The 17108-nt window shown below is 44.2% G+C and carries 16 protein-coding genes; 5 read left to right on the forward strand and 11 right to left on the reverse strand.

Features of this window, described 5'->3' with window-relative positions:
* Window positions 1-21 precede the first annotated feature (21 nt).
* The 7 genes from G460_RS22270 to G460_RS0119120 all read right to left on the reverse strand — a co-directional run bounded on the left by G460_RS22270 (window position 22) and on the right by G460_RS0119120 (window position 8039).
* Window positions 22-1371: a BatD family protein gene (locus G460_RS22270; protein ID WP_084421452.1), complete on the reverse strand. Its 1350-nt coding sequence runs from the start codon at window positions 1369-1371 to the stop codon at window positions 22-24.
* Complete coding sequence (locus G460_RS0119095; protein ID WP_026956844.1) at window positions 1364-3031, reverse strand: VWA domain-containing protein; 1668 nt, start codon at window positions 3029-3031, stop codon at window positions 1364-1366. Before G460_RS0119095 ends, G460_RS22270 begins: the two co-directional genes overlap by 8 nt.
* Window positions 3021-4037, reverse strand: a complete 1017-nt coding sequence (locus tag G460_RS0119100; RefSeq protein ID WP_026956845.1) for a VWA domain-containing protein — start codon at window positions 4035-4037, stop codon at window positions 3021-3023. The genes G460_RS0119095 and G460_RS0119100 overlap by 11 nt, the downstream gene beginning before the upstream one ends.
* Window positions 4021-4518, reverse strand: a complete 498-nt coding sequence (locus G460_RS22275; protein WP_051316138.1) for a DUF4381 domain-containing protein — start codon at window positions 4516-4518, stop codon at window positions 4021-4023. The genes G460_RS0119100 and G460_RS22275 overlap by 17 nt, the downstream gene beginning before the upstream one ends.
* Window positions 4515-5450, reverse strand: a complete 936-nt coding sequence (locus G460_RS0119110) for a DUF58 domain-containing protein (protein WP_026956846.1) — start codon at window positions 5448-5450, stop codon at window positions 4515-4517. Before G460_RS0119110 ends, G460_RS22275 begins: the two co-directional genes overlap by 4 nt.
* A gap of 10 nt (window positions 5451-5460) precedes the next feature.
* Window positions 5461-6429 carry an AAA family ATPase gene (locus G460_RS0119115; protein ID WP_026956847.1) on the reverse strand — a complete coding sequence of 323 codons (969 nt, stop codon included), beginning with the start codon at window positions 6427-6429 and terminating at the stop codon, window positions 5461-5463.
* A gap of 62 nt (window positions 6430-6491) precedes the next feature.
* On the reverse strand, window positions 6492-8039 hold the full coding sequence (locus G460_RS0119120) for an arylsulfatase (RefSeq protein WP_211226774.1): 1548 nt from the start codon (window positions 8037-8039) through the stop codon (window positions 6492-6494).
* Between the two features lie 257 nt (window positions 8040-8296).
* Between G460_RS0119120 and G460_RS0119125 the strand changes: the two genes are divergently transcribed.
* Both G460_RS0119125 and G460_RS0119130 read left to right on the forward strand, forming a co-directional pair.
* A complete protein-coding gene (locus G460_RS0119125) occupies window positions 8297-8614 on the forward strand; it encodes a DUF3192 domain-containing protein (protein ID WP_157366970.1) in 318 nt (105 codons plus the stop codon).
* 94 nt (window positions 8615-8708) lie between these two features.
* Window positions 8709-10109 (forward strand): sugar porter family MFS transporter, encoded by a 1401-nt coding sequence (locus G460_RS0119130; RefSeq protein WP_026956850.1) that lies wholly within the window; start codon window positions 8709-8711, stop codon window positions 10107-10109.
* 6 nt (window positions 10110-10115) lie between these two features.
* Here G460_RS0119130 and G460_RS0119135 read toward each other — a convergent pair whose 3' ends face one another.
* Genes G460_RS0119135 through tamL form a run of 3 tightly spaced genes read right to left on the reverse strand, consistent with a single transcriptional unit; the run spans window position 10116 to window position 14060 of the window.
* Complete coding sequence (locus G460_RS0119135) at window positions 10116-10691, reverse strand: phosphatase PAP2 family protein (RefSeq protein ID WP_026956851.1); 576 nt, start codon at window positions 10689-10691, stop codon at window positions 10116-10118.
* Window positions 10688-11599, reverse strand: coding sequence for an oxygen-dependent coproporphyrinogen oxidase (gene hemF / locus G460_RS0119140; RefSeq protein WP_026956852.1), 912 nt, complete (start codon window positions 11597-11599; stop codon window positions 10688-10690). Before hemF ends, G460_RS0119135 begins: the two co-directional genes overlap by 4 nt.
* Before the next feature lie 7 nt (window positions 11600-11606).
* Entirely contained in the window at window positions 11607-14060 is a 2454-nt protein-coding gene (gene tamL, locus G460_RS0119145; RefSeq protein WP_483756953.1) for a translocation and assembly module lipoprotein TamL, read from the reverse strand.
* Between tamL and G460_RS0119150 the strand changes: the two genes are divergently transcribed.
* From G460_RS0119150 to G460_RS0119160, 3 genes are all read left to right on the forward strand, one after another.
* Entirely contained in the window at window positions 14050-14799 is a 750-nt protein-coding gene (locus G460_RS0119150) for a TrmH family RNA methyltransferase (RefSeq protein ID WP_026956854.1), read from the forward strand. The genes tamL and G460_RS0119150 overlap by 11 nt on opposite strands.
* Window positions 14799-15788 (forward strand): bile acid:sodium symporter family protein, encoded by a 990-nt coding sequence (locus G460_RS0119155; RefSeq protein ID WP_026956855.1) that lies wholly within the window; start codon window positions 14799-14801, stop codon window positions 15786-15788. Before G460_RS0119150 ends, G460_RS0119155 begins: the two co-directional genes overlap by 1 nt.
* 78 nt (window positions 15789-15866) lie before the next feature.
* On the forward strand, window positions 15867-16730 hold the full coding sequence (locus tag G460_RS0119160; RefSeq protein ID WP_026956856.1) for a hypothetical protein: 864 nt from the start codon (window positions 15867-15869) through the stop codon (window positions 16728-16730).
* 54 nt (window positions 16731-16784) lie between these two features.
* Here the strand turns inward: G460_RS0119160 and G460_RS0119165 are convergent, their stop codons facing one another.
* Window positions 16785-17045 carry an acyl-CoA-binding protein gene (locus G460_RS0119165; protein WP_026956857.1) on the reverse strand — a complete coding sequence of 87 codons (261 nt, stop codon included), beginning with the start codon at window positions 17043-17045 and terminating at the stop codon, window positions 16785-16787.
* Between the last annotated feature and the right edge of the window lie 63 nt (window positions 17046-17108).

The raw sequence follows: 17108 nt of genomic DNA on the forward strand, positions 1-17108 counted from the left end.
TTCTTTTTCAATTGAAGTTTTTTAGTTGTTGATTTTGAAGAGTCTTGGATTGATCCAAAAGTCCTGAATGGGGGTATCTCTTTTACTATAGCGAACTCGTGCTTTGTCCCAATTGGAGAAACTGGAGATGCCGGAAAACCGCTTTTCCCGTAGCTGATTTTCCAATAATTCCACTTCTTTTCTCAATTCCGAATTTCCATAAGAAGCCACAAAACTGGCTAGGCTGGGCTCCTCGAGTTCCAAATGATCGATCCACCCATACAGTGCCTGGATAAATGCCTTCCGGTCTCCTGACTTGGATGCTTTTTTGACCTGAGAAAAATAGAAAGCTTCGGATTGGAGGTAAGTCTTTCTTCTTGCTTGGACAATTCTAAATATGCGCTTCAAAAGTAAGATCATCACAAAAGCCAACAACAAGATCAACGCTATAACCAAGGCAAACTTCTTGGGACTCATTCCCAAGATGGTCAAAGGTAGGTCTGCCTTTTCCTCTTCCAGCATCTCTTGCTGATTGATCTCCAGAGAGTCTCTGACGGTAGCAAGCATTCCAAGATCCGGGTTGGGAATGACTTCAATTTCTACGGCCGGTAGAGTTCTTTTATAGAGTTGGTTTCTGGCTGGATTGTACCAGCTAAACACTTGCTCGGGAATAGTAACAGTACCTTCTTTTTCAAATAAATACCTCATCTTCTCCACTCGTCGAGAGGAAATATTGGTTTCCGTATTTGTATTTGCCATCTCGGATCTCATCGGGTAGAGGCTCACTCCGGGGATGGAATCCCATTCGACAGGAGGGATGAGTTCGGGTACTGTCCCGTAGGCATTTCGCGTAATGGATCGCTCTAGCACTTCTCCGACTTTCATTTGTCGGGTGGATCCTTTCCAGTTTTGTGCTACGGTGAGGTCAGAAGCTACTAGCCATTGCGCTGCGCTGAATTTGGAAGGAATTGGCTTGATTTTGATCGTCTGAGCTTCCGTTTTTACCACTTTCTTGACTCCTTTAAAATCTCCTTCCGCGGGAGTTTCCACTTCGATGTCTAAGGCAGGAAACTCTATGTCTTCGTCGGTATAGGGAAAGACATTGTAGATCAATTTGACACCAGCGTAGGTTTTGCCATTTTGAGTAGTGGAAACGGACACTGGTCGAAAATAAGCAGTAAAAGCGCCTTCCACTTTCAGGTTTTGGGGAGAAAGCCCCCTCGTAAACCAAGTAGAAGTATAGACAGAGATCGTGACTTGAATGGGTTGGCCCACGAAAGCTTCCTTTCTATCCAGACTTACTTGTGAAAATAGGCTTTGCGCCCGAAGAGAATGAGCACTGAGTAAAGTTAGCGCAAGAAGCAACAAGAAAGATTTCAGTGATTTAGTCACGGTTCACCTCCTTTTTTTCTCTCTTTTTGATCTGAAACTGGAATTTTTTCTGAAGAAAAAGGGAAGGGTCATCATCTGTCTTTCGCAAGAGAACTTTGCCCGGATCCATTTTTTCGGGATTCATCTTGAGATCGTCAGGCACCTCATCCAGTTCTTCTGCCTTGCGGATATCCGTAGTGACAGTTTCTTCTTTCCGCTGAGTTTCCATGTCTTTTTCTGTAGCCTCTTGACCACCACCGCCTAGATCCTCGGGGTCTTTATTTTCGATGTTGTTTTGAGGTTGTTTTTGTTCCAATTCCTCTGCTTGATTGGGGTCTAGGGTTTCTTCATTTTCCCCCACAATATTAGAGGCAAGTTGCTGCGCATTTTTGGCTTCTTCGAGGTTGGGATCCAATTCTACCGCTTTTCCAAAGGCCAATTCTGCCAAGTCATAATCTCCATTTTGGTAGTAGCTCAGGCCGAGATTGTATTGGCCATTGGCGCTGGTGTCCTGTCTAAATTCACGAATGGCATCTTCGTAATTTCCCGCCTTGAAATAGGCTACGCCCTTTCTCATGGGGTCGGAGTAAAGTTCAGCCGCTTTCTCAAAATCACCCTGATTACTTGCTTTTTGGCCTTGGTAGTCTGTGGTGTACCAAAGGTCTTCGAAAGTCTTCACCTCACCACAGGAAGTGAAAATGACTAAAATCAGTGCATACAATACCCAGCCTTTGCGAAACCAAAGCAAAAGCAAAACGATCATAGGGATGATCAAGAGGATCCCAGCATCTCGCCAGTCGTCGGCAGAGTCTTCTGGTTTTTCGGTGAAAATCAAATTGTCTTTTACCTCATCCCGAATTGCTTCCATGTCACTTTTGTCCAAAGTCATCTGATGGATGTCCACTCGGTCGAGCGAACTGAGCTGCGATAAGGTCGTCTGAAATGTCTGTCCATCTTCATCACCCAAATCTCCCATCGCCCGAGTCGGTACCCATCTCAGCTGATTGGTGGAGGTCTGAAGGTATTGAGAGACAAACCCAAAATCCTCGTCAGAAAGTTGATCTGAAAACACAAGAAGTGTTCCTGGGGCAGTGGTTTTTTTGACCAGCGAATCTGCTAATAAGAAAGCTTCTTCCAAGTCATGCCCGCGAACTGGCATGACGGAAGGTTTGAGTGTCTCGATGTGGCTTTTGATGATCTCATAGTCTTCCGTGAGAGGAACGACCGTATGTGCCGATCCTGCAAAAGCTATAAGGGCTGTTCTGGCTCCTGGATCTGCCTCCAAGAGATCAATGATTTTGAATTTGGCTCGCTCCAATCTGCTCGGCTGGATATCTTCTTCCAGCATGCCTTCTCCCAAGTCCAGTAAGATAATGAGGGATGTTTCCAGTTGCTGGCCGGGTATTTCGACTTTTTTCCAAGTAGGTCCTGCTAATGCCAATGCACCTAAAGTCAGGAATAGAAAAGTGAAAATATTCATCAGAAGTTTGATGTGTCCACTTCCTTTTTGCACCATGTAAGGTCTCAGGTGAGGGGCAATGATTGACTTCCAACTGATGTCTTGTCGTAGGTTGAGCAGGCTAATCAGGAAAATAAGGCTAGCTGCTCCGATCAACCAGAGAAATTGTGGTCTTAGAAAGTGGAAGTCACTCCACTCGATCGGAAAAAGATCAGTGAACATGCGCGGCCTCCTTTCTCCTGCTTTGGATTTCTTTTGCTGACTGGAAGAGATTCTGAAGTAGAGACAAGACCATGATGATCGCCAAACCTGCCGCTAGTGGATAAGGATAAAGTAGGGTCAGTGGTTTTCGTTCTTTTTCTTCTATTTCGATCGGTTCCAGTTCATCTATCGTTTTATATACCTCAGCTAGGCGTTCTTGGTCCTGTGCCAAAAAATACTCTCCGCCAGTAGCCTCTGCGATATCCTTCAAAGTTTGCTCGTCCAGATCAGATCCACCGTCACCCGGCTTTCCGATTCCCACGGTGTAGATTAGAATAGAATCGTTTTTGGCGAGATTGGCGGCGTCTAATGGTAATATCTCCGTACCGGAATCCACCCCATCTGTCAGCAAAAGCATGACCTGAGATGGCAAGGTATCATTGTCAAACATCTCCATCCCTTTGGCGATAGCTTTACCGATATGGGTCATCTGTCCAGCCATTCCCACGTCTGTCTCATCTACCAAGAGGCTCACGGTTTCGAGATCTTTGGTAAATGGGGCCTGAATGTAGGCATTAGTTGCAAAGAGAATCAAGCCCATCCGATCTCCTTCTCTTTCCGCTATGAAGTCTTGCATCAGGCCTTTCACACCTTCCCATCGGGTGATTTTCCCATCGGGTGTTTCCCAGTCCTTCTGTGCCATACTAAATGAAATATCGGCTGCGATGAGGAAATTTCGTGTTGTTTTGACTTCATACTCTGGTTCTCCTACCAGCTGAGGGCCAGACATGGCGGCTAATAGAAGTAGCCATGCCAGCCAAAGTGCAATGGCATTGAACCAGCCTCTTTTCTTGACAAAAGCTGATTTTCTTGGTCTTTCCCCTGTGTACTCTTGCGCATCAGCATAGAGCGGAAATCGCAAAAATGGACTCCTGATCCTCAGTGCAGGAATTAGAAAATAGACCAGCAGAGGCAGTGGAATGAGCCAAAATACCCAAGGAAACGCTATTTCAAAGTTTGCTGGCATGCGATTTTATCCAATGACTTGCTTGTTTTTTGACGAGATTAAAATCCGATAACTCGGGAGATTGATCGGTGTAGATGGCCTGAAGGATTAGTGAAGAGTGCTTTTGAAAAGTGGAGTTTTTTCCAGTTTTATCTAGAAAAAGCAGCCATTCCTTTCCGATCAAGGATCCGATTCTTTCCCTGCCAAAAGTGATCATGGCAGTGTACTTAAGAATCACAAAGACTTCAGAAAAATGTTCGGGTTTTTGAAGCTGATCCAATCGTGCAAGTGCTTCTCTGCGATACTTGTTTTTGACATAGGACCTGATCCAAATCAAGGCAGCTATGATGATTCCTAAAATCAGGACGATTAGCAAGATTTTCCATCCGATCGTCTCAAAGGAAAACGAAACTGGATCTGGCTCATACAAATTGCCAAGCTCAGGTATAGCCCGGCTTGAAGCAATCGTGTCTGTCGCTAATGTATCCTGAGCTTGCCTCATCTTGTTTTATTTTTAAAAAGTTCTTTCAATTGATCTTCCATTCCTCTGACAGTGTCGATCAAGATGAGGGGTATCTGATGTCTCTTGAGCTGAGTTTCAAAATCCCTGAATTTCTGATCAAAGCCTTCTGTGAATTTCTCCCGAATCTGCTTGCTGGTGCCAGTGACAGAAATCTGGGTTTCTTGGTCTCCGACGATTATTTTTTGAGAAGGTATCTCCCGCTCCAGAGGGTCATAGACTTTGACCAAGACCAGATCATTGTGCCCTGCTAGCAATGAAAGTGATCGGATGACTTGAGGATCATGTCTATTGAAGTCCGAGATCAGGAAAATAGTGAAGTCATGCGTGACCAAGTTACGCGTCTGCTTGGTGACTTCTTTGAGTATTTCCTGAAAGGGCGTCTCTTTCAAATCTTTCAGCTCATGATTTCTTTGGACGATTTTTTCCAGTAATCTCAAGAGATTTCGTCTGTCTCTTTTTGGAAAAATGATGTCAGTGCCTTGATCTGAAAATACAATTCCACCGACTCGATCTCCTTCTTTCTGGATTCGAAATGCGATCAAAGCTGCAATTTCTGCCGCAGCTACGGATTTGGTTCTTTTTTTTGACCCAAAAAACATGGAGATACTCTGATCAACAATGATCAGGGCGGGTTTTTCCTTCTCTTCGCTGAAGACTCTCGTGTGAGTTTTTTTTGTTCTTGCCGTCACTTTCCAGTCTATTGTCCGGATATCATCCCCATTCACATAATGCCGCACTTCTTCAAAGTCCAGACCTCTCCCTCGCATTTTGGACGCATGAGGGCCGCCCAATACAGTTTTGACGCGACGTTTTTCCTTCTGCATTCCAAACAGCCGGTTGTATTTTTCCATCGCCATCAGCTCTGAAAGTGAGGTGAAAATATCTTTTGGAAAGGCAGTGTCTTTACTCATAGTTGAGGATTTAAGCGACTACGGCGACTTTTTCCAATAGCTGATCCAAAACCTGATCGGGACTGATGCCATCTGCGTTGGCTTCGTAGCTCAGAATCAGACGATGGCGGAGACAATCATGAAGAATAGCTCTGACATTCTCTGGACTGACGAAATCCTGTCCATTCATCCAAGCGTGTGTTCTAGAAGCTTTGTCCAGCGCGATACTTCCTCTCGGACTGGCTCCAAAATCAATCCAGAGATCCAGCTCTTCTGAGTATTTTTTAGGATATCTAGTCGCCGAAATTAGATCTACGATGTATTTCTCCATGTTTTCGGAGATTTTGACTTGGGCGATTTCTTTTCTGGCTTCGAAAATAAACTCAGGAGAAAGTTTGTCCTTTTTGGCTTTTTCTCCTCCGCCTGACTGCTCATTTCTATTGAGTCTCATGATTGCTAGTTCTGACGCATCATCAGGATAATCTATCATCACATGCATCAGAAATCGGTCCATCTGGGCCTCAGGGAGAGGATAGGTCCCCTCTTGCTCCACAGGGTTTTGGGTAGCCAAAACCATGAAAAGTGGATCCATTTTGTAGGTTTTTCCGGCTACGGAAACTTGTCTTTCTTCCATGGCTTCGAGCAAAGCGGATTGTACTTTTGCAGGGGCCCGGTTGATCTCATCTGCCAAAATCAAATTGCTAAATATTGGTCCCTGTTGAAAAATGAATTTCTCTTCAGATTCTGGTTGGTAGATTTCTGTACCGGTGACATCAGAGGGTAGCAAGTCAGGTGTAAACTGAATCCGGCTCAATCCGCAGTCCAGTTCTTTGGCCATGGTCTTGATGGCTCTGGTCTTAGCTAAGCCTGGTAGGCCTTCCAGCAGCATATTGCCATCTGCCAATAGTACCAAAATCAGCCGTTCTACAAGTTTGTCCTGTCCGATGATGGAAGCGGACATCCGGGATTTGAGTTCTTGAATGGATTCTATGGGACTCATAGGGGTAGGGTTTAAAAATAAAGACAGAGGCTTAACACCTCTGTCTTAGGATTTGTTTTCTATTATTTTCCTTCTTGACCAGCTGTCAATGACTGCATTACCTCATCTAGGTTGAATGAAGAAGGACGCTGTCTAGGAGGGTATTCTACCATGGTCTGGATCATCTTGCCAGCTATGTCCTGTGAAGCCCCACCTGCAAACTGGATGATGCCTTCCATCCATTCATAATAGGAATTGGAATTGTGCTGAGCGCGCTCAAAGGGATCCATTTTCAGATCAAAAATCAATGGAATTCTCAGCTGAACAAACGGATACATCCAAACGCCAAACTTGGAAGACTGCTGCTCCATGAATACCAATTTCCATCGGTCATAGCGCATGGCGACCAATTGTCCATCATCGTTCCAGTAGAAGAATTCTCTTCTAGGCCAGTTGGTGGCTCCGTATTGATCCTTGGAGATTTCTTTTTCTCCAGTCAAAAATGGAAGTAGGTTGTATCCATCTAAGTGGACCTTATAGTTCATGCCACCGACACTATGTCCTGTGAGCAATTTATCCTTAATATTAGCATCTCCTGCTGCAGCCATCAATGTAGGTAGCCAGTCATTCCCTGCTACGATTTCATTGATTTTGCGACCAGCAGCGATTTTGCCTGGCCATCTCACGATCATTGGCACCCGATATCCACCATCCCAGTTGGTGTTTTTCTCGCCACGGAAAGGAGTGATACCACCATCTGGCCACATATTAAAGTGGGGGCCATTGTCCGTGGTATAAAGTACGATGGTGTTTTCAGTGATCCCAAGTTCATCCAATTGATTAAGAAGATCTCCGATTTGATCGTCATGCTGAACCATGCCGTCGGCATATTCTCCGAGGCCGGTTCTACCAGAATAGTTTTCAGGCACGTGCGTCACATAGTGCATGCGGGTGGTATTGAACCAAACAAAAAATGGCTTATCGGCATCGACTTGTCGGGAAATAAAATCCTTGGTAGCAGTCAGGACTTCCTGATCGATTGTTTCCATTCTCTTTTTGGTCAGAGGTCCTGTATCCTCTACAGAGCCGTCTGCTGTACTTTTGATGACTCCCCGTGGACCAAATTTTTCCCTAAAAGCAGGGTTTTTAGGATAGTACGGGTTCTCTGGAGTTTCTTCCGCGTTGAGGTGGTAGAGATTTCCAAAAAACTCATCAAAGCCATGATTGGTAGGAAGAAACTCATCCTTGTCACCCAAGTGATTTTTACCAAATTGACCAGTTGCATAGCCTAATGGCTTGAGCAATTCTGCTAGGGTTGGATCTTCTGGCTGAATTCCCAGATCAGCTCCTGGGATTCCGACTTTGGTCAGGCCGGTACGGACCGGCATCTGTCCTGTGATGAAAGCAGCACGGCCGGCAGTACAGGACTGCTCGGCATAGTAATCTGTAAAAATAGTACCTTCTGCAGCCAGTCGATCAATGTTTGGAGTTTCGTATCCCATCATTCCCTGATTGTTGTAGCTGAGATTCCAGTAGCCTATGTCGTCTCCCATGATGACTAAGATGTTTGGCTTCTCCTGAGCGAAACTTGCTGAGCTAATAAAAAATAAGAGTGCAAAAGCAAGCCACATCTGATTTGTGATTTTTTTCATCTGAATAATTTTAAGTCCAAATTCTAGGATTATTAAATTCCTCAAGATTGAAAATAATAATTTATTAGGAACAAATTAGTTTTAACGGGTAAAATTAACCGGAGCTTAATTTTAAAATGAAGTTCTTCAACAACTAACTGCTTGATTAGTAGTAAGGTTTTTGGGAGATGGAGAACTGCTAGTCAATTCTGACAACTTTACCTCCTTACTTTTACGTTTGATTTTTAAAAAGTCCTATGAAGCAATTATTTCTAGCCTTGTTCTTTGTCCTGATGCTGGCATCTTGTTCGCCGCACATGTTCAACTTGGTGAATTCTAAGAATATGAATCAGCTTGAATTGGGGATGTCTCGGCAACAGCTGATCGAAATCATGGGAAAATACTACAGCATCTCTGAGAAGAAGATGGAAAATGCGAATGAAATCGAGGTGATTTCTTACAGAAACTATCCTTATGAGGATGAATTTTACCAATTTGTTTTTGTCAATGATCGCTTAGAAGAGTGGTACCGTGAAATAGTACCTTCCTATGAGGTACGGGATGATCTTCGCTAACTAGCGTACTTGGTCCACTGCACCAAGGAGAGGGCAGGATTGCCAAGTTGAGGGATAGGCTTATTTTTCCCATTCAACAGCTAAACATGCCGCCATGCACAAAGCCTATCCATTAAATCAGACTTATTTATGGTTGATATCATTGACCGCGGCTTTGGGAGGTTTTTTGTTTGGGTATGATTGGGTAGTCATTGGCGGTGCCAAGTCCTTTTATGAGCCTTTTTTCAATGTGACAAGTGTGGAAGATCAAGGCTGGGGCACAAGCTCTGCCTTGGTCGGTTGTATGATTGGGGCGACTTGCTGCATTTTTCTCAGTGAGCCGATGGGAAGGAAAAAGCTTCTGATTTTTTCTGGCTTTTTATTTTCACTTTCTGCCGTGGGGACAGCACTCGCAGATACTTTTTGGTGGTTCAATTGCTTTAGGATAGTCGGAGGAATTGCGATGGGAATAGCCTTGAATCTCTCGCCCCTTTATATTTCTGAAATTTCTCCTGCTGAAAAGCGAGGCCGAATGGTGACGATCAACCAACTTTTGATCATGATCGGCGTGCTCTTGGCTCAGGTGGCTAATTGGCAGATTTCCCTGCTGGATACAGAGCTTTCTGATCAGGCTACTTTTGATCAAATCGCCCAAAGTTGGAATGGACAGATGGGGTGGCGTTGGATGTTTGGCGCAGAGATGATTCCAGCTGTTTTATTCTTTTTGCTGTTGTTTTGGGTGCCGGAGAGCCCACGTTGGCTGGTCAAGAATGGACAGAAGGAGAGGGCCAGATTGATCCTGGAGAGGATAGGAGGGGAGGGATACGCACAAGGCAGCCTACGGGAAGCAGAGCAGATATTGGCAAAAGGGGATGAATCCCAGTTTAATCTAAAAGCTTTAATACAGCCAAAAATCATCCGACTTTTAGGATTGGGGATATTTCTGGCTTTTCTACAACAGTGGAGCGGGATCAATGTGGTGATCTATTATGCTGCGGACATTTTCCAGGCTGCAGGCTTTACCTTGAAGCAGATGATGCTCAATATTGTGGTGATCGGGGGTGTGATGGTCGCTTCTGTTTTTGTCACGCTGGCTACAGTCGATAGATTTGGGAGAAAAAGTATTCTGCTCTGGTGTCTGGCGGCCATGAGCTTTTTGTATGCTGCCATTGGCTATACCTTTTATGCAGATCTGGGTGGAGCGACGATTGTGGTCCTAGTTTTAGCCAATGTGATGTTTTACAGCATCTCTCTGGCACCCTTGCTATGGGTGTTGCTCTCAGAAATCTTTCCTACCCGTGTCAGAGGTGCGGCGATCTCAATCGGGGCACTGGCTCATTGGGTCGGTAATTTTACGCTGACCTACTTCTTTCCTGCAATCAAAGAAAATCTCGGTTGGGCCAATAATTTCTGGCTCTATGGACTGATCTGTGCGGTTGGGTTTGTGGTACTCTGGAAAATCCTACCTGAGACGAAAGGGAAATCTTTGGAACAACTGGATCAGGAGCTGTCGTGAACGTGCTTACTTCAAGACTTTTTTGAGGATTTCTCTTTTGACAAATACTATCAAAAACCAGCTGATCCATGCCGCCGCTACGCCCACAAGTGCACCCATCACAATGTCCATGGGATAATGGACGCCCAGATAGACTCGGGTATAGCTCACAAAAGCAGCGTAAAGATAGAGCCAGACTAGGCCTTTCATTTTTCCTTTTAGCTTCCTGTTGAGAAAGACGGCCAAACCAAAGGTATTGGCAGCATGAGAGGAAACAAAGCCATAAAGCCCGCCGCACCTTTCATAATTGTGGATGAGCTCATCCCACCTAGAGTCATGGCAAGGGCGTAGACGCTCGAAAAAGGGCTTCATAAAACCTGACGAAACCTGATCTGCAATCAGAATAGTAATCGCAATCCCTCCAAAAACCCACCAGCTATTCTGCGGGTCCAGTCGGTAGATTTTATAGATCAAAAAGAGGTAGAGTGGTACCCACGTGATGGTCTGAGTGGCTTGGTACATGATAGGGTCCAGCCAATCCAAATGATGGGCATTCAGCTGAAGGAAAAGTTCCTCATCCCATTGTTTGATAGTTTCGATCATGGATGAAAATTAAGCCAGTCTATGTCTTTTTTTAAGTGCTGCTGCGTAAATGCCTCAGCGCTGCCAGGTGTAGGTTCATGCATATAGGTCCATTCAGCTTGCGGCGGCATGCTCATCAGGATACTTTCTGTTCGTCCATTAGTGTCCAGACCAAATTTAGTTCCTGCATCCCAAACTAAGTTGAATTCTACATAGCGGCCTCTTCTTAGATTTTGCCAGGCTTTTTCAGTTTCTCCATATGGAACAGCTCCATTCTTTTTCATGAAATGACCATAGATATCAGGGAAAAGCCGGCCAAGCGACAGGCTAAACTTCAGAATATTTTCGAAATGTGAATCTGATGTAGCGCTAAGTCGATCATAAAAGATGCCTCCGATTCCTCGGGTTTCATTTCTGTGTTTGACGTAGAAATAGTCATCTGCCCAAGATTTAAATTTCGGGTAGTAGGTAGGATCGTATTGGTCACAGACTTTTTTGACTTCGGTATGGAAGTACCTCGCATCCTCAGGATCGATATAGTGCGGTGTCAGGTCAATACCCCCACCAAACCAGTGGGTTCCATTGTCCATTTCGAAATAGCGGATATTCATGTGGATGATGGGAACCATGGGACTTTTGGGGTGTAGTACGATGGATACGCCTGTTGCAAAAAAGTCCGCTTGATCCAAGCCTAGTTTTTTGAGGATTTTGTCTGGAGTCGGTCCATGAACTGCCGAAAATGCCACTCCGCCTTTTTCGATGACTTTTCCATTTTCAAATATTCGGGTTCTACCACCGCCGCCATCGGCTCTCTGCCAAAGATCTTCTTTAAACTTCCCCTCGCCATCATGCAACTCCAGCTGACTGGTGATGTGATCTTGAATTCCTTTGTAGATTTCCGCTATTTCCTCTTTTGTTTTTCTCGCCATGGTACGTTTAGAAAGGATATCCAATCCCAAAATTAAGAACTGTTTGGCCTTTGAGGCCAAAAGGTCGTCTGAAATTAATATTGTCAAGCACCCATCGCTCTCCCTCAGGCTCTGCGGGATCGACGGCTTTGGTGGCTAGATCTAGGCGAATGATCAGAAATTCGAAATCCATGCGGAGTCCCAGTCCTGTACCGACTGCAAATTCTTTGTAAAATCTGTCAAACCTAAAATCTGCTCCTGGACGACTGGAGTCGTATCCCACCATCCAAGAGTTGCCAATGTCTATGAACAAGGCCATGTCAAAATAGCCATATAAGTTTCTGCGATATTCCAGCATCGACTCGATAATCATCTCTGCCGGCTGCTCAAAATCATAATCATAGCGTCCGTTTTCGCCGATATTGGGTACAGAGCTTCCTGGCCCCAGTCGTCGAGCCTGCCAAGCCCGTATACTGGTACCTCCCCCTGCAAAAAAATACTTTTCATAAGGCAGGATGCCAGCACTGACACCGTAGGGCTGTGCAATTCCGAAATTGAATCGATAGGCGAAGGTCTGTTTTTTATCGAGAGGGAAATACCTCCTGAAGTCGGCCTGAAACTTCAGCCATTGAAAATTTGCAAAGTCAATTCCCTCTTCATCATTGCTTCGGACATCGAGTAGATTGATGGTGGTACCACCGCTTTCGACGAATAGTCTCAGCAGTGAGGAAGGACGCGTATTCCAGGTGCCGTATTGATTGAAGTTGATGATGGACTGTGCAGAAATACTACTGACGAAAGAAGGAAGAAAAGACCAGATCAGGTTGTTTCCTTGATTTTGAAGGTCTTCCAGCACATCAAAAAATTCCTGAGTGATTTTAGGCGTACGGATGTAGTTGATGTCTGCGACATTTACAGTGAACTGTTGTCGATTATTCAAAGTAGCCCAGGAGTAAGCAAACAAGGCGTTAAGACCATTTCTAGTGTACTCTGGCCGATTGGTGTGATTGTAGCCGATTTGTGTCCGCGTGCTGGGATTGTATTTTCCGTATTTCTTTAGTGTATTTGGGGCAAATGGAATCAAGAATCTCGGGAAAATAATAGAAGCCGAAACTCCCAGTTCCTTACTCTGATACACACCCTGGTTCGTAGCTGATGCTACGCCCTCGTAGCCCGCCCGGAAATTAAACTCCAGAATCTCTCCAGCTCGAAAGAAGTTTCTGTTTCTCAGAGATGTACTGAAAAAAGGCCCGGGAAGCTGCTCTGTGACACTGAGTCCAAGCTGGTTGGTCAACTGGTATTTTTGGGCTGGCTGTGTGAAAATATTGGCTGTCAGGGAAGTTCCTAAAGTGTCAAAGGTAATATTGACAAATCGAAACAAATCCAGATTGCCCAATTGGCGCTGACTCTCAATGACAGCTTGTCGACTATAGCGCTCTCCGGTGTTGAAGAGGACTCTGGATGCTAAAATTCGCTCTGAATAGCGATCTCTATAAAATGAAAATTGGATGTCGTCAAATCTATTTTGAATCCTCTCATCGGTGAATTCATCCGAAGGTGGATTGATTCTGAAATTAATGGAATCAATCGTGTAGACTTCATGCTTGTCCGTGAATGTAGGCTGTCTGATTAGCTGCTCTATTTCTACAGTTTTTTTTATTGTGTCTTGGTAGACGTTGTACTCCAAGTAGGATTTGGAAAACATGTAAAAACCATTGTTTTTGAGCAGTTCTTCGACGCGGTTTCGCTCTGCAATGATGGCGTCTTGAGAGTAGCGTTCGTCAGTTTGGAGATTGGACCGAGACTCTGATTTTTTTAGCAGTTTGAGAATTTCTTCATTCTGAGACCTGCTGAATATCGAGTCCACCACATAAGGTGCATTCTCTTGCAATACATAGGTGACGAAAGCTTTTTTACCTTTGGTTTCTACTGTGAAATCAGTATTGGAGTCAAAGAAACCGTTGTTTTGCAGGTAGCCTGCCATGTTTTTTTCTGAGGATTCGATGAGACCTGTGTCAAGCATCGCTACCGGATTTCCGGTTCTCATGAAACCATTGCCAAATTCTTCCTTTTTCTCCAAGCCTTCAATTTTAGAATTGAGTTTGTCCCTTCTTTTTTGAAGTTTTCTGTCATCGGGAAGACTGTCCAGCTGGGCACGTACTTGAACCAATTCTGCTTGTGCAGAGTCAATCTTGGCAACGACCTTTTCATGATCGTAGAATGAATTCCCAATTCGGTAAATAGTGACTCCAGGACTCACATTGAGTAAGGGGATTCGGAAATTGGGCTCCAGTTGATTGAGACCGGTAAGAGATTCTTCATTGGCTTTGTCCGCTCCTTCGATTTCCACATCGAACACCACAAACTCACCTTCGGGGATGTTTTTGGTCAGGGAACAGGCCATACTTAGCCCCAGCAGAGCAAGAAAAAGTATATATTTGGAGAATTTCAAATTCGGAAAATCAAACGGAATGCTTAGCAAAAATACAGTTAAGTTTATAAAATCCTTACATCAAAAAAAATACCGATCTGAGCATGGTTTGTTCTTTGTGGAGGGAGAGAAGAGTGTTCTTGAATTATTGAGTTCAGATTTTAAAACGGAGAATTTATTTGCCACAGCTGACTTTTTGAATAAAAATCAATCTTTCATTCCCCAATCAGGTCTGGATATCACGGAGGTGACTCAAGCGCAGCTGGAATCCATGGGGCAATACAAAAGCAATGATTCGGCTTTGGCGGTGGTGAGAATGAAGGAAAACCGACTTCTCAAACCTCATCCTGATCAAATGATTCTCGCCTTGGATGATGTCAGAGATCCTGGGAATTTGGGGACGATTATCAGAATAGCGGATTGGTATGGTATCCGGCATATTTTAATGTCTGAGCAGACAGCCGAATTTTACAATCCTAAAGTGATCCAATCCACCATGGGATCATTTACGCGGATTCAATTTTTTTATGGGAATCTCTCAGAAGTCATTCAAGATTGGAAGTTGCCGGTTTATGGAGCTTTTTTGGATGGGGAAAATATCCATGAAATGAAGGAGGTCAAACCTGGGGTGATTCTTATGGGGAATGAATCAGTTGGGATCTCCTTCCAGCTCGGCAGGTTAGTCGATCGCAAAGTGACTATTCCTGCTTTTGGAGCAGCAGAGTCTCTCAATGTCGCCATCGCCACGGCGGTGATTTGTGACAATTTCAAAAGATTAAGTCAATACTAGTGAAGAAACTGATTTCACTTTTGCAAAAAGTAGGTCTTAATGGTTTTCTGTTGGGACTGCTGGGAGCCATTTTATTAGCGAGTCTCTTTCCGTCGTGGGGGGCATCGACTAGTGTCATTCCTTGGAAGCCAATCATCAATATTGGGATCGCTTTGGTGTTTTTTCTATACGGAGTCAAGCTGGACCCTATCCAACTTAAAACGGGCCTGTCCAACTGGAAACTTCACCTGCTGATCCAAACCTTTACTTTTTTGATATTTCCTGTCTTGGTGATTTTACTACTTCAATTGATACCTTGGATAGATGATGATTTTAAGTTGGGCATCACCTACCTATCGGCTTTACCTTCAACTGTCAGTGCATCTGTAGTCATGGTGTCCATAGCTGGGGGTAATCTACCTGCAGCTATTTTTAATGCCAGTATTTCCAGCTTGTTCGGGGTGTTCGTTACTCCAGTTTGGATGGGAGTTTTGGGAGGGGCTAATTCCGATGCGCAAGTGGATTTCTTGCCTACTGTGACTGAGCTGACATTTAAAGTGATTTTGCCGGTTGTCTTGGGAGTCATCGCCCACTCTAAACTTTTCCCCTTGGTGAAGCAACACCTCGGTAGTCTGAAGTATATCGACCAGTCAGTCATCATGATGATCGTGTTTACCGCCTTTTCGGAGTCCTTTGCACAAGGTGTTTTTGACCCTTACAGTGGACGGATTTTGATTCAGATCGGGTTAGTGATGCTCAGTTTGTTTGTGCTGGTTTGGATGGTGATTTCATTGAGTTCTAGATTGCTGGGTTTTTCTTTTGAGGATAGGATTACAGCCCTATTTTGTGGGTCCAAAAAGTCACTGGTTCATGGAGTAGTGATCGGTAAAATTTTGTTCCCAGATCCTGCTGTATTGGGCTTGGTACTCTTGCCTGTGATGCTGTACCATATTCAGCAATTGATAATTGGATCAGCAATAGCTCAGTATTTTTCAAGAAAATCAAGGTAAATTAATATTTACTTGATCGCTGCTTATTGCCTCAAGTTAATTTAGTGCCTACCTTAGGTAGAAAATATACTGATCATCATGAAAAACTCAATCAAATACGTAATAGTTTTGATGTTGCTTTTTGGCGTCATGGCAGCTTCTCACGAGGTGCAAGCACAAGAGAAAGTAGATGTCGTGACTATGAGAAATGGCGAAGTAAGAGAAGGAAAAGTCACTGGGATCTCAGAAGCAATAGTGAAGTTTAGATATACTGGAGAGGATTTTGATTACGAATTGCATAAAACAGATATTTCTAAAATTCAATTTTCAAGCGGTAGAGTTCAGAATTTTGAGCAAGCTACCTCGGATGTGCCGGCTGATGGAACTCATGCTGGAAGCTCAGCAGATAGACATAACAAAATAGCCGTAATGCCCTTTGCGGTGATTACCAATGATCCAGGTTTGACAGTGGATCAGTTAAGGACGTTTATCCAGAATCAAACAGCAAATACAGTTCGGAATGAATATGGGACTCTTCAGCTACAAGACCCTATGACTACCAATGCGCTAATGGCAAAGGCGGGGATCACTACGGACAATATGAATACATTTACTCCATCAGAGCTGGCCATAGCCTTGGGAGTAGAGTATGTGGTCTTTGGATCTGTCAACTTGACTAATAAGGGAGCGCTGACTACTTCTACTGATGTATCTACTTATAAGGATAAAAATGAGCGTAGCTCAGGAAGCAGCAGAAATAAGGGCAGTGTCGTGTCGACTGGGAGCACGAGTACCACTATCGAATACGATACCACGGTAGACCTGCGACTATTTAATGACCGTGGGGATAACCTATATTCCAACTCCAGACATGCTTTTGGATCCAGTACGGACGCTTATGAAGGAAGTATCAGTTATATGCTGAAGCGAACGCCTTTTGGCTCCAAGTATGGGAAAAAATAAATGAGTCGTTCATGTATTATCAACAAAAAGGTCTGGAATTAATCCAGACCTTTTTTATTGGTATTGGGCGCTTAATTTTTCTACTAGGTCGATGTACGATTGAGCAGCTTCTTCTTTGGATTTGCCTTTGAGATTGAGCCAAGCATTGTATTTGGCAGCGGCCTTAAAGTCAAAACCTCCCGGGCGTTCTGTTTCATTATCTCCTTCTGTGGCTTGCTTGTAGAGGCTGTAAAGCTGAAGAAGCTCTTCATTGCTAGGTCTACTTGTAAATGTTTTGGTGAGAGCTGCGGCTTCTTCGAGAGTTTTGGGTTTCATGATCCTTGTTTTTTGGTTTAAGATCAAATATGCATTAAAAACACCGGGTCAAAATTGTCCTAT

It is taken from the genome of Algoriphagus vanfongensis DSM 17529 (assembly GCF_000429465.1).
GTDB lineage: Bacteria > Bacteroidota > Bacteroidia > Cytophagales > Cyclobacteriaceae > Algoriphagus > Algoriphagus vanfongensis.

Bases quoted from the DNA above. Each gene is read 5' to 3' on its own strand.
- G460_RS0119095 (WP_026956844.1), bottom strand. From the start codon at position 3,031: ATGTTCACTGATCTTTTTCCGATCGAGTGGAGTGACTTCCACTTTCTA.
- G460_RS0119100 (WP_026956845.1), bottom strand. From the start codon at position 4,037: ATGCCAGCAAACTTTGAAATAGCGTTTCCTTGGGTATTTTGGCTCATT.
- G460_RS22275 (WP_051316138.1), bottom strand. From the start codon at position 4,518: ATGAGGCAAGCTCAGGATACATTAGCGACAGACACGATTGCTTCAAGC.
- G460_RS0119110 (WP_026956846.1), bottom strand. From the start codon at position 5,450: ATGAGTAAAGACACTGCCTTTCCAAAAGATATTTTCACCTCACTTTCA.
- G460_RS0119115 (WP_026956847.1), bottom strand. From the start codon at position 6,429: ATGAGTCCCATAGAATCCATTCAAGAACTCAAATCCCGGATGTCCGCT.
- G460_RS0119120 (WP_211226774.1), bottom strand. From the start codon at position 8,039: ATGTGGCTTGCTTTTGCACTCTTATTTTTTATTAGCTCAGCAAGTTTC.
- G460_RS0119125 (WP_157366970.1), top strand. From the start codon at position 8,297: ATGAAGCAATTATTTCTAGCCTTGTTCTTTGTCCTGATGCTGGCATCT.
- G460_RS0119130 (WP_026956850.1), top strand. From the start codon at position 8,709: ATGCACAAAGCCTATCCATTAAATCAGACTTATTTATGGTTGATATCA.
- G460_RS0119135 (WP_026956851.1), bottom strand. From the start codon at position 10,691: ATGATCGAAACTATCAAACAATGGGATGAGGAACTTTTCCTTCAGCTG.
- hemF (WP_026956852.1), bottom strand. From the start codon at position 11,599: ATGGCGAGAAAAACAAAAGAGGAAATAGCGGAAATCTACAAAGGAATT.
- G460_RS0119150 (WP_026956854.1), top strand. From the start codon at position 14,050: ATGCTTAGCAAAAATACAGTTAAGTTTATAAAATCCTTACATCAAAAA.
- G460_RS0119160 (WP_026956856.1), top strand. From the start codon at position 15,867: ATGAAAAACTCAATCAAATACGTAATAGTTTTGATGTTGCTTTTTGGC.
- G460_RS0119165 (WP_026956857.1), bottom strand. From the start codon at position 17,045: ATGAAACCCAAAACTCTCGAAGAAGCCGCAGCTCTCACCAAAACATTT.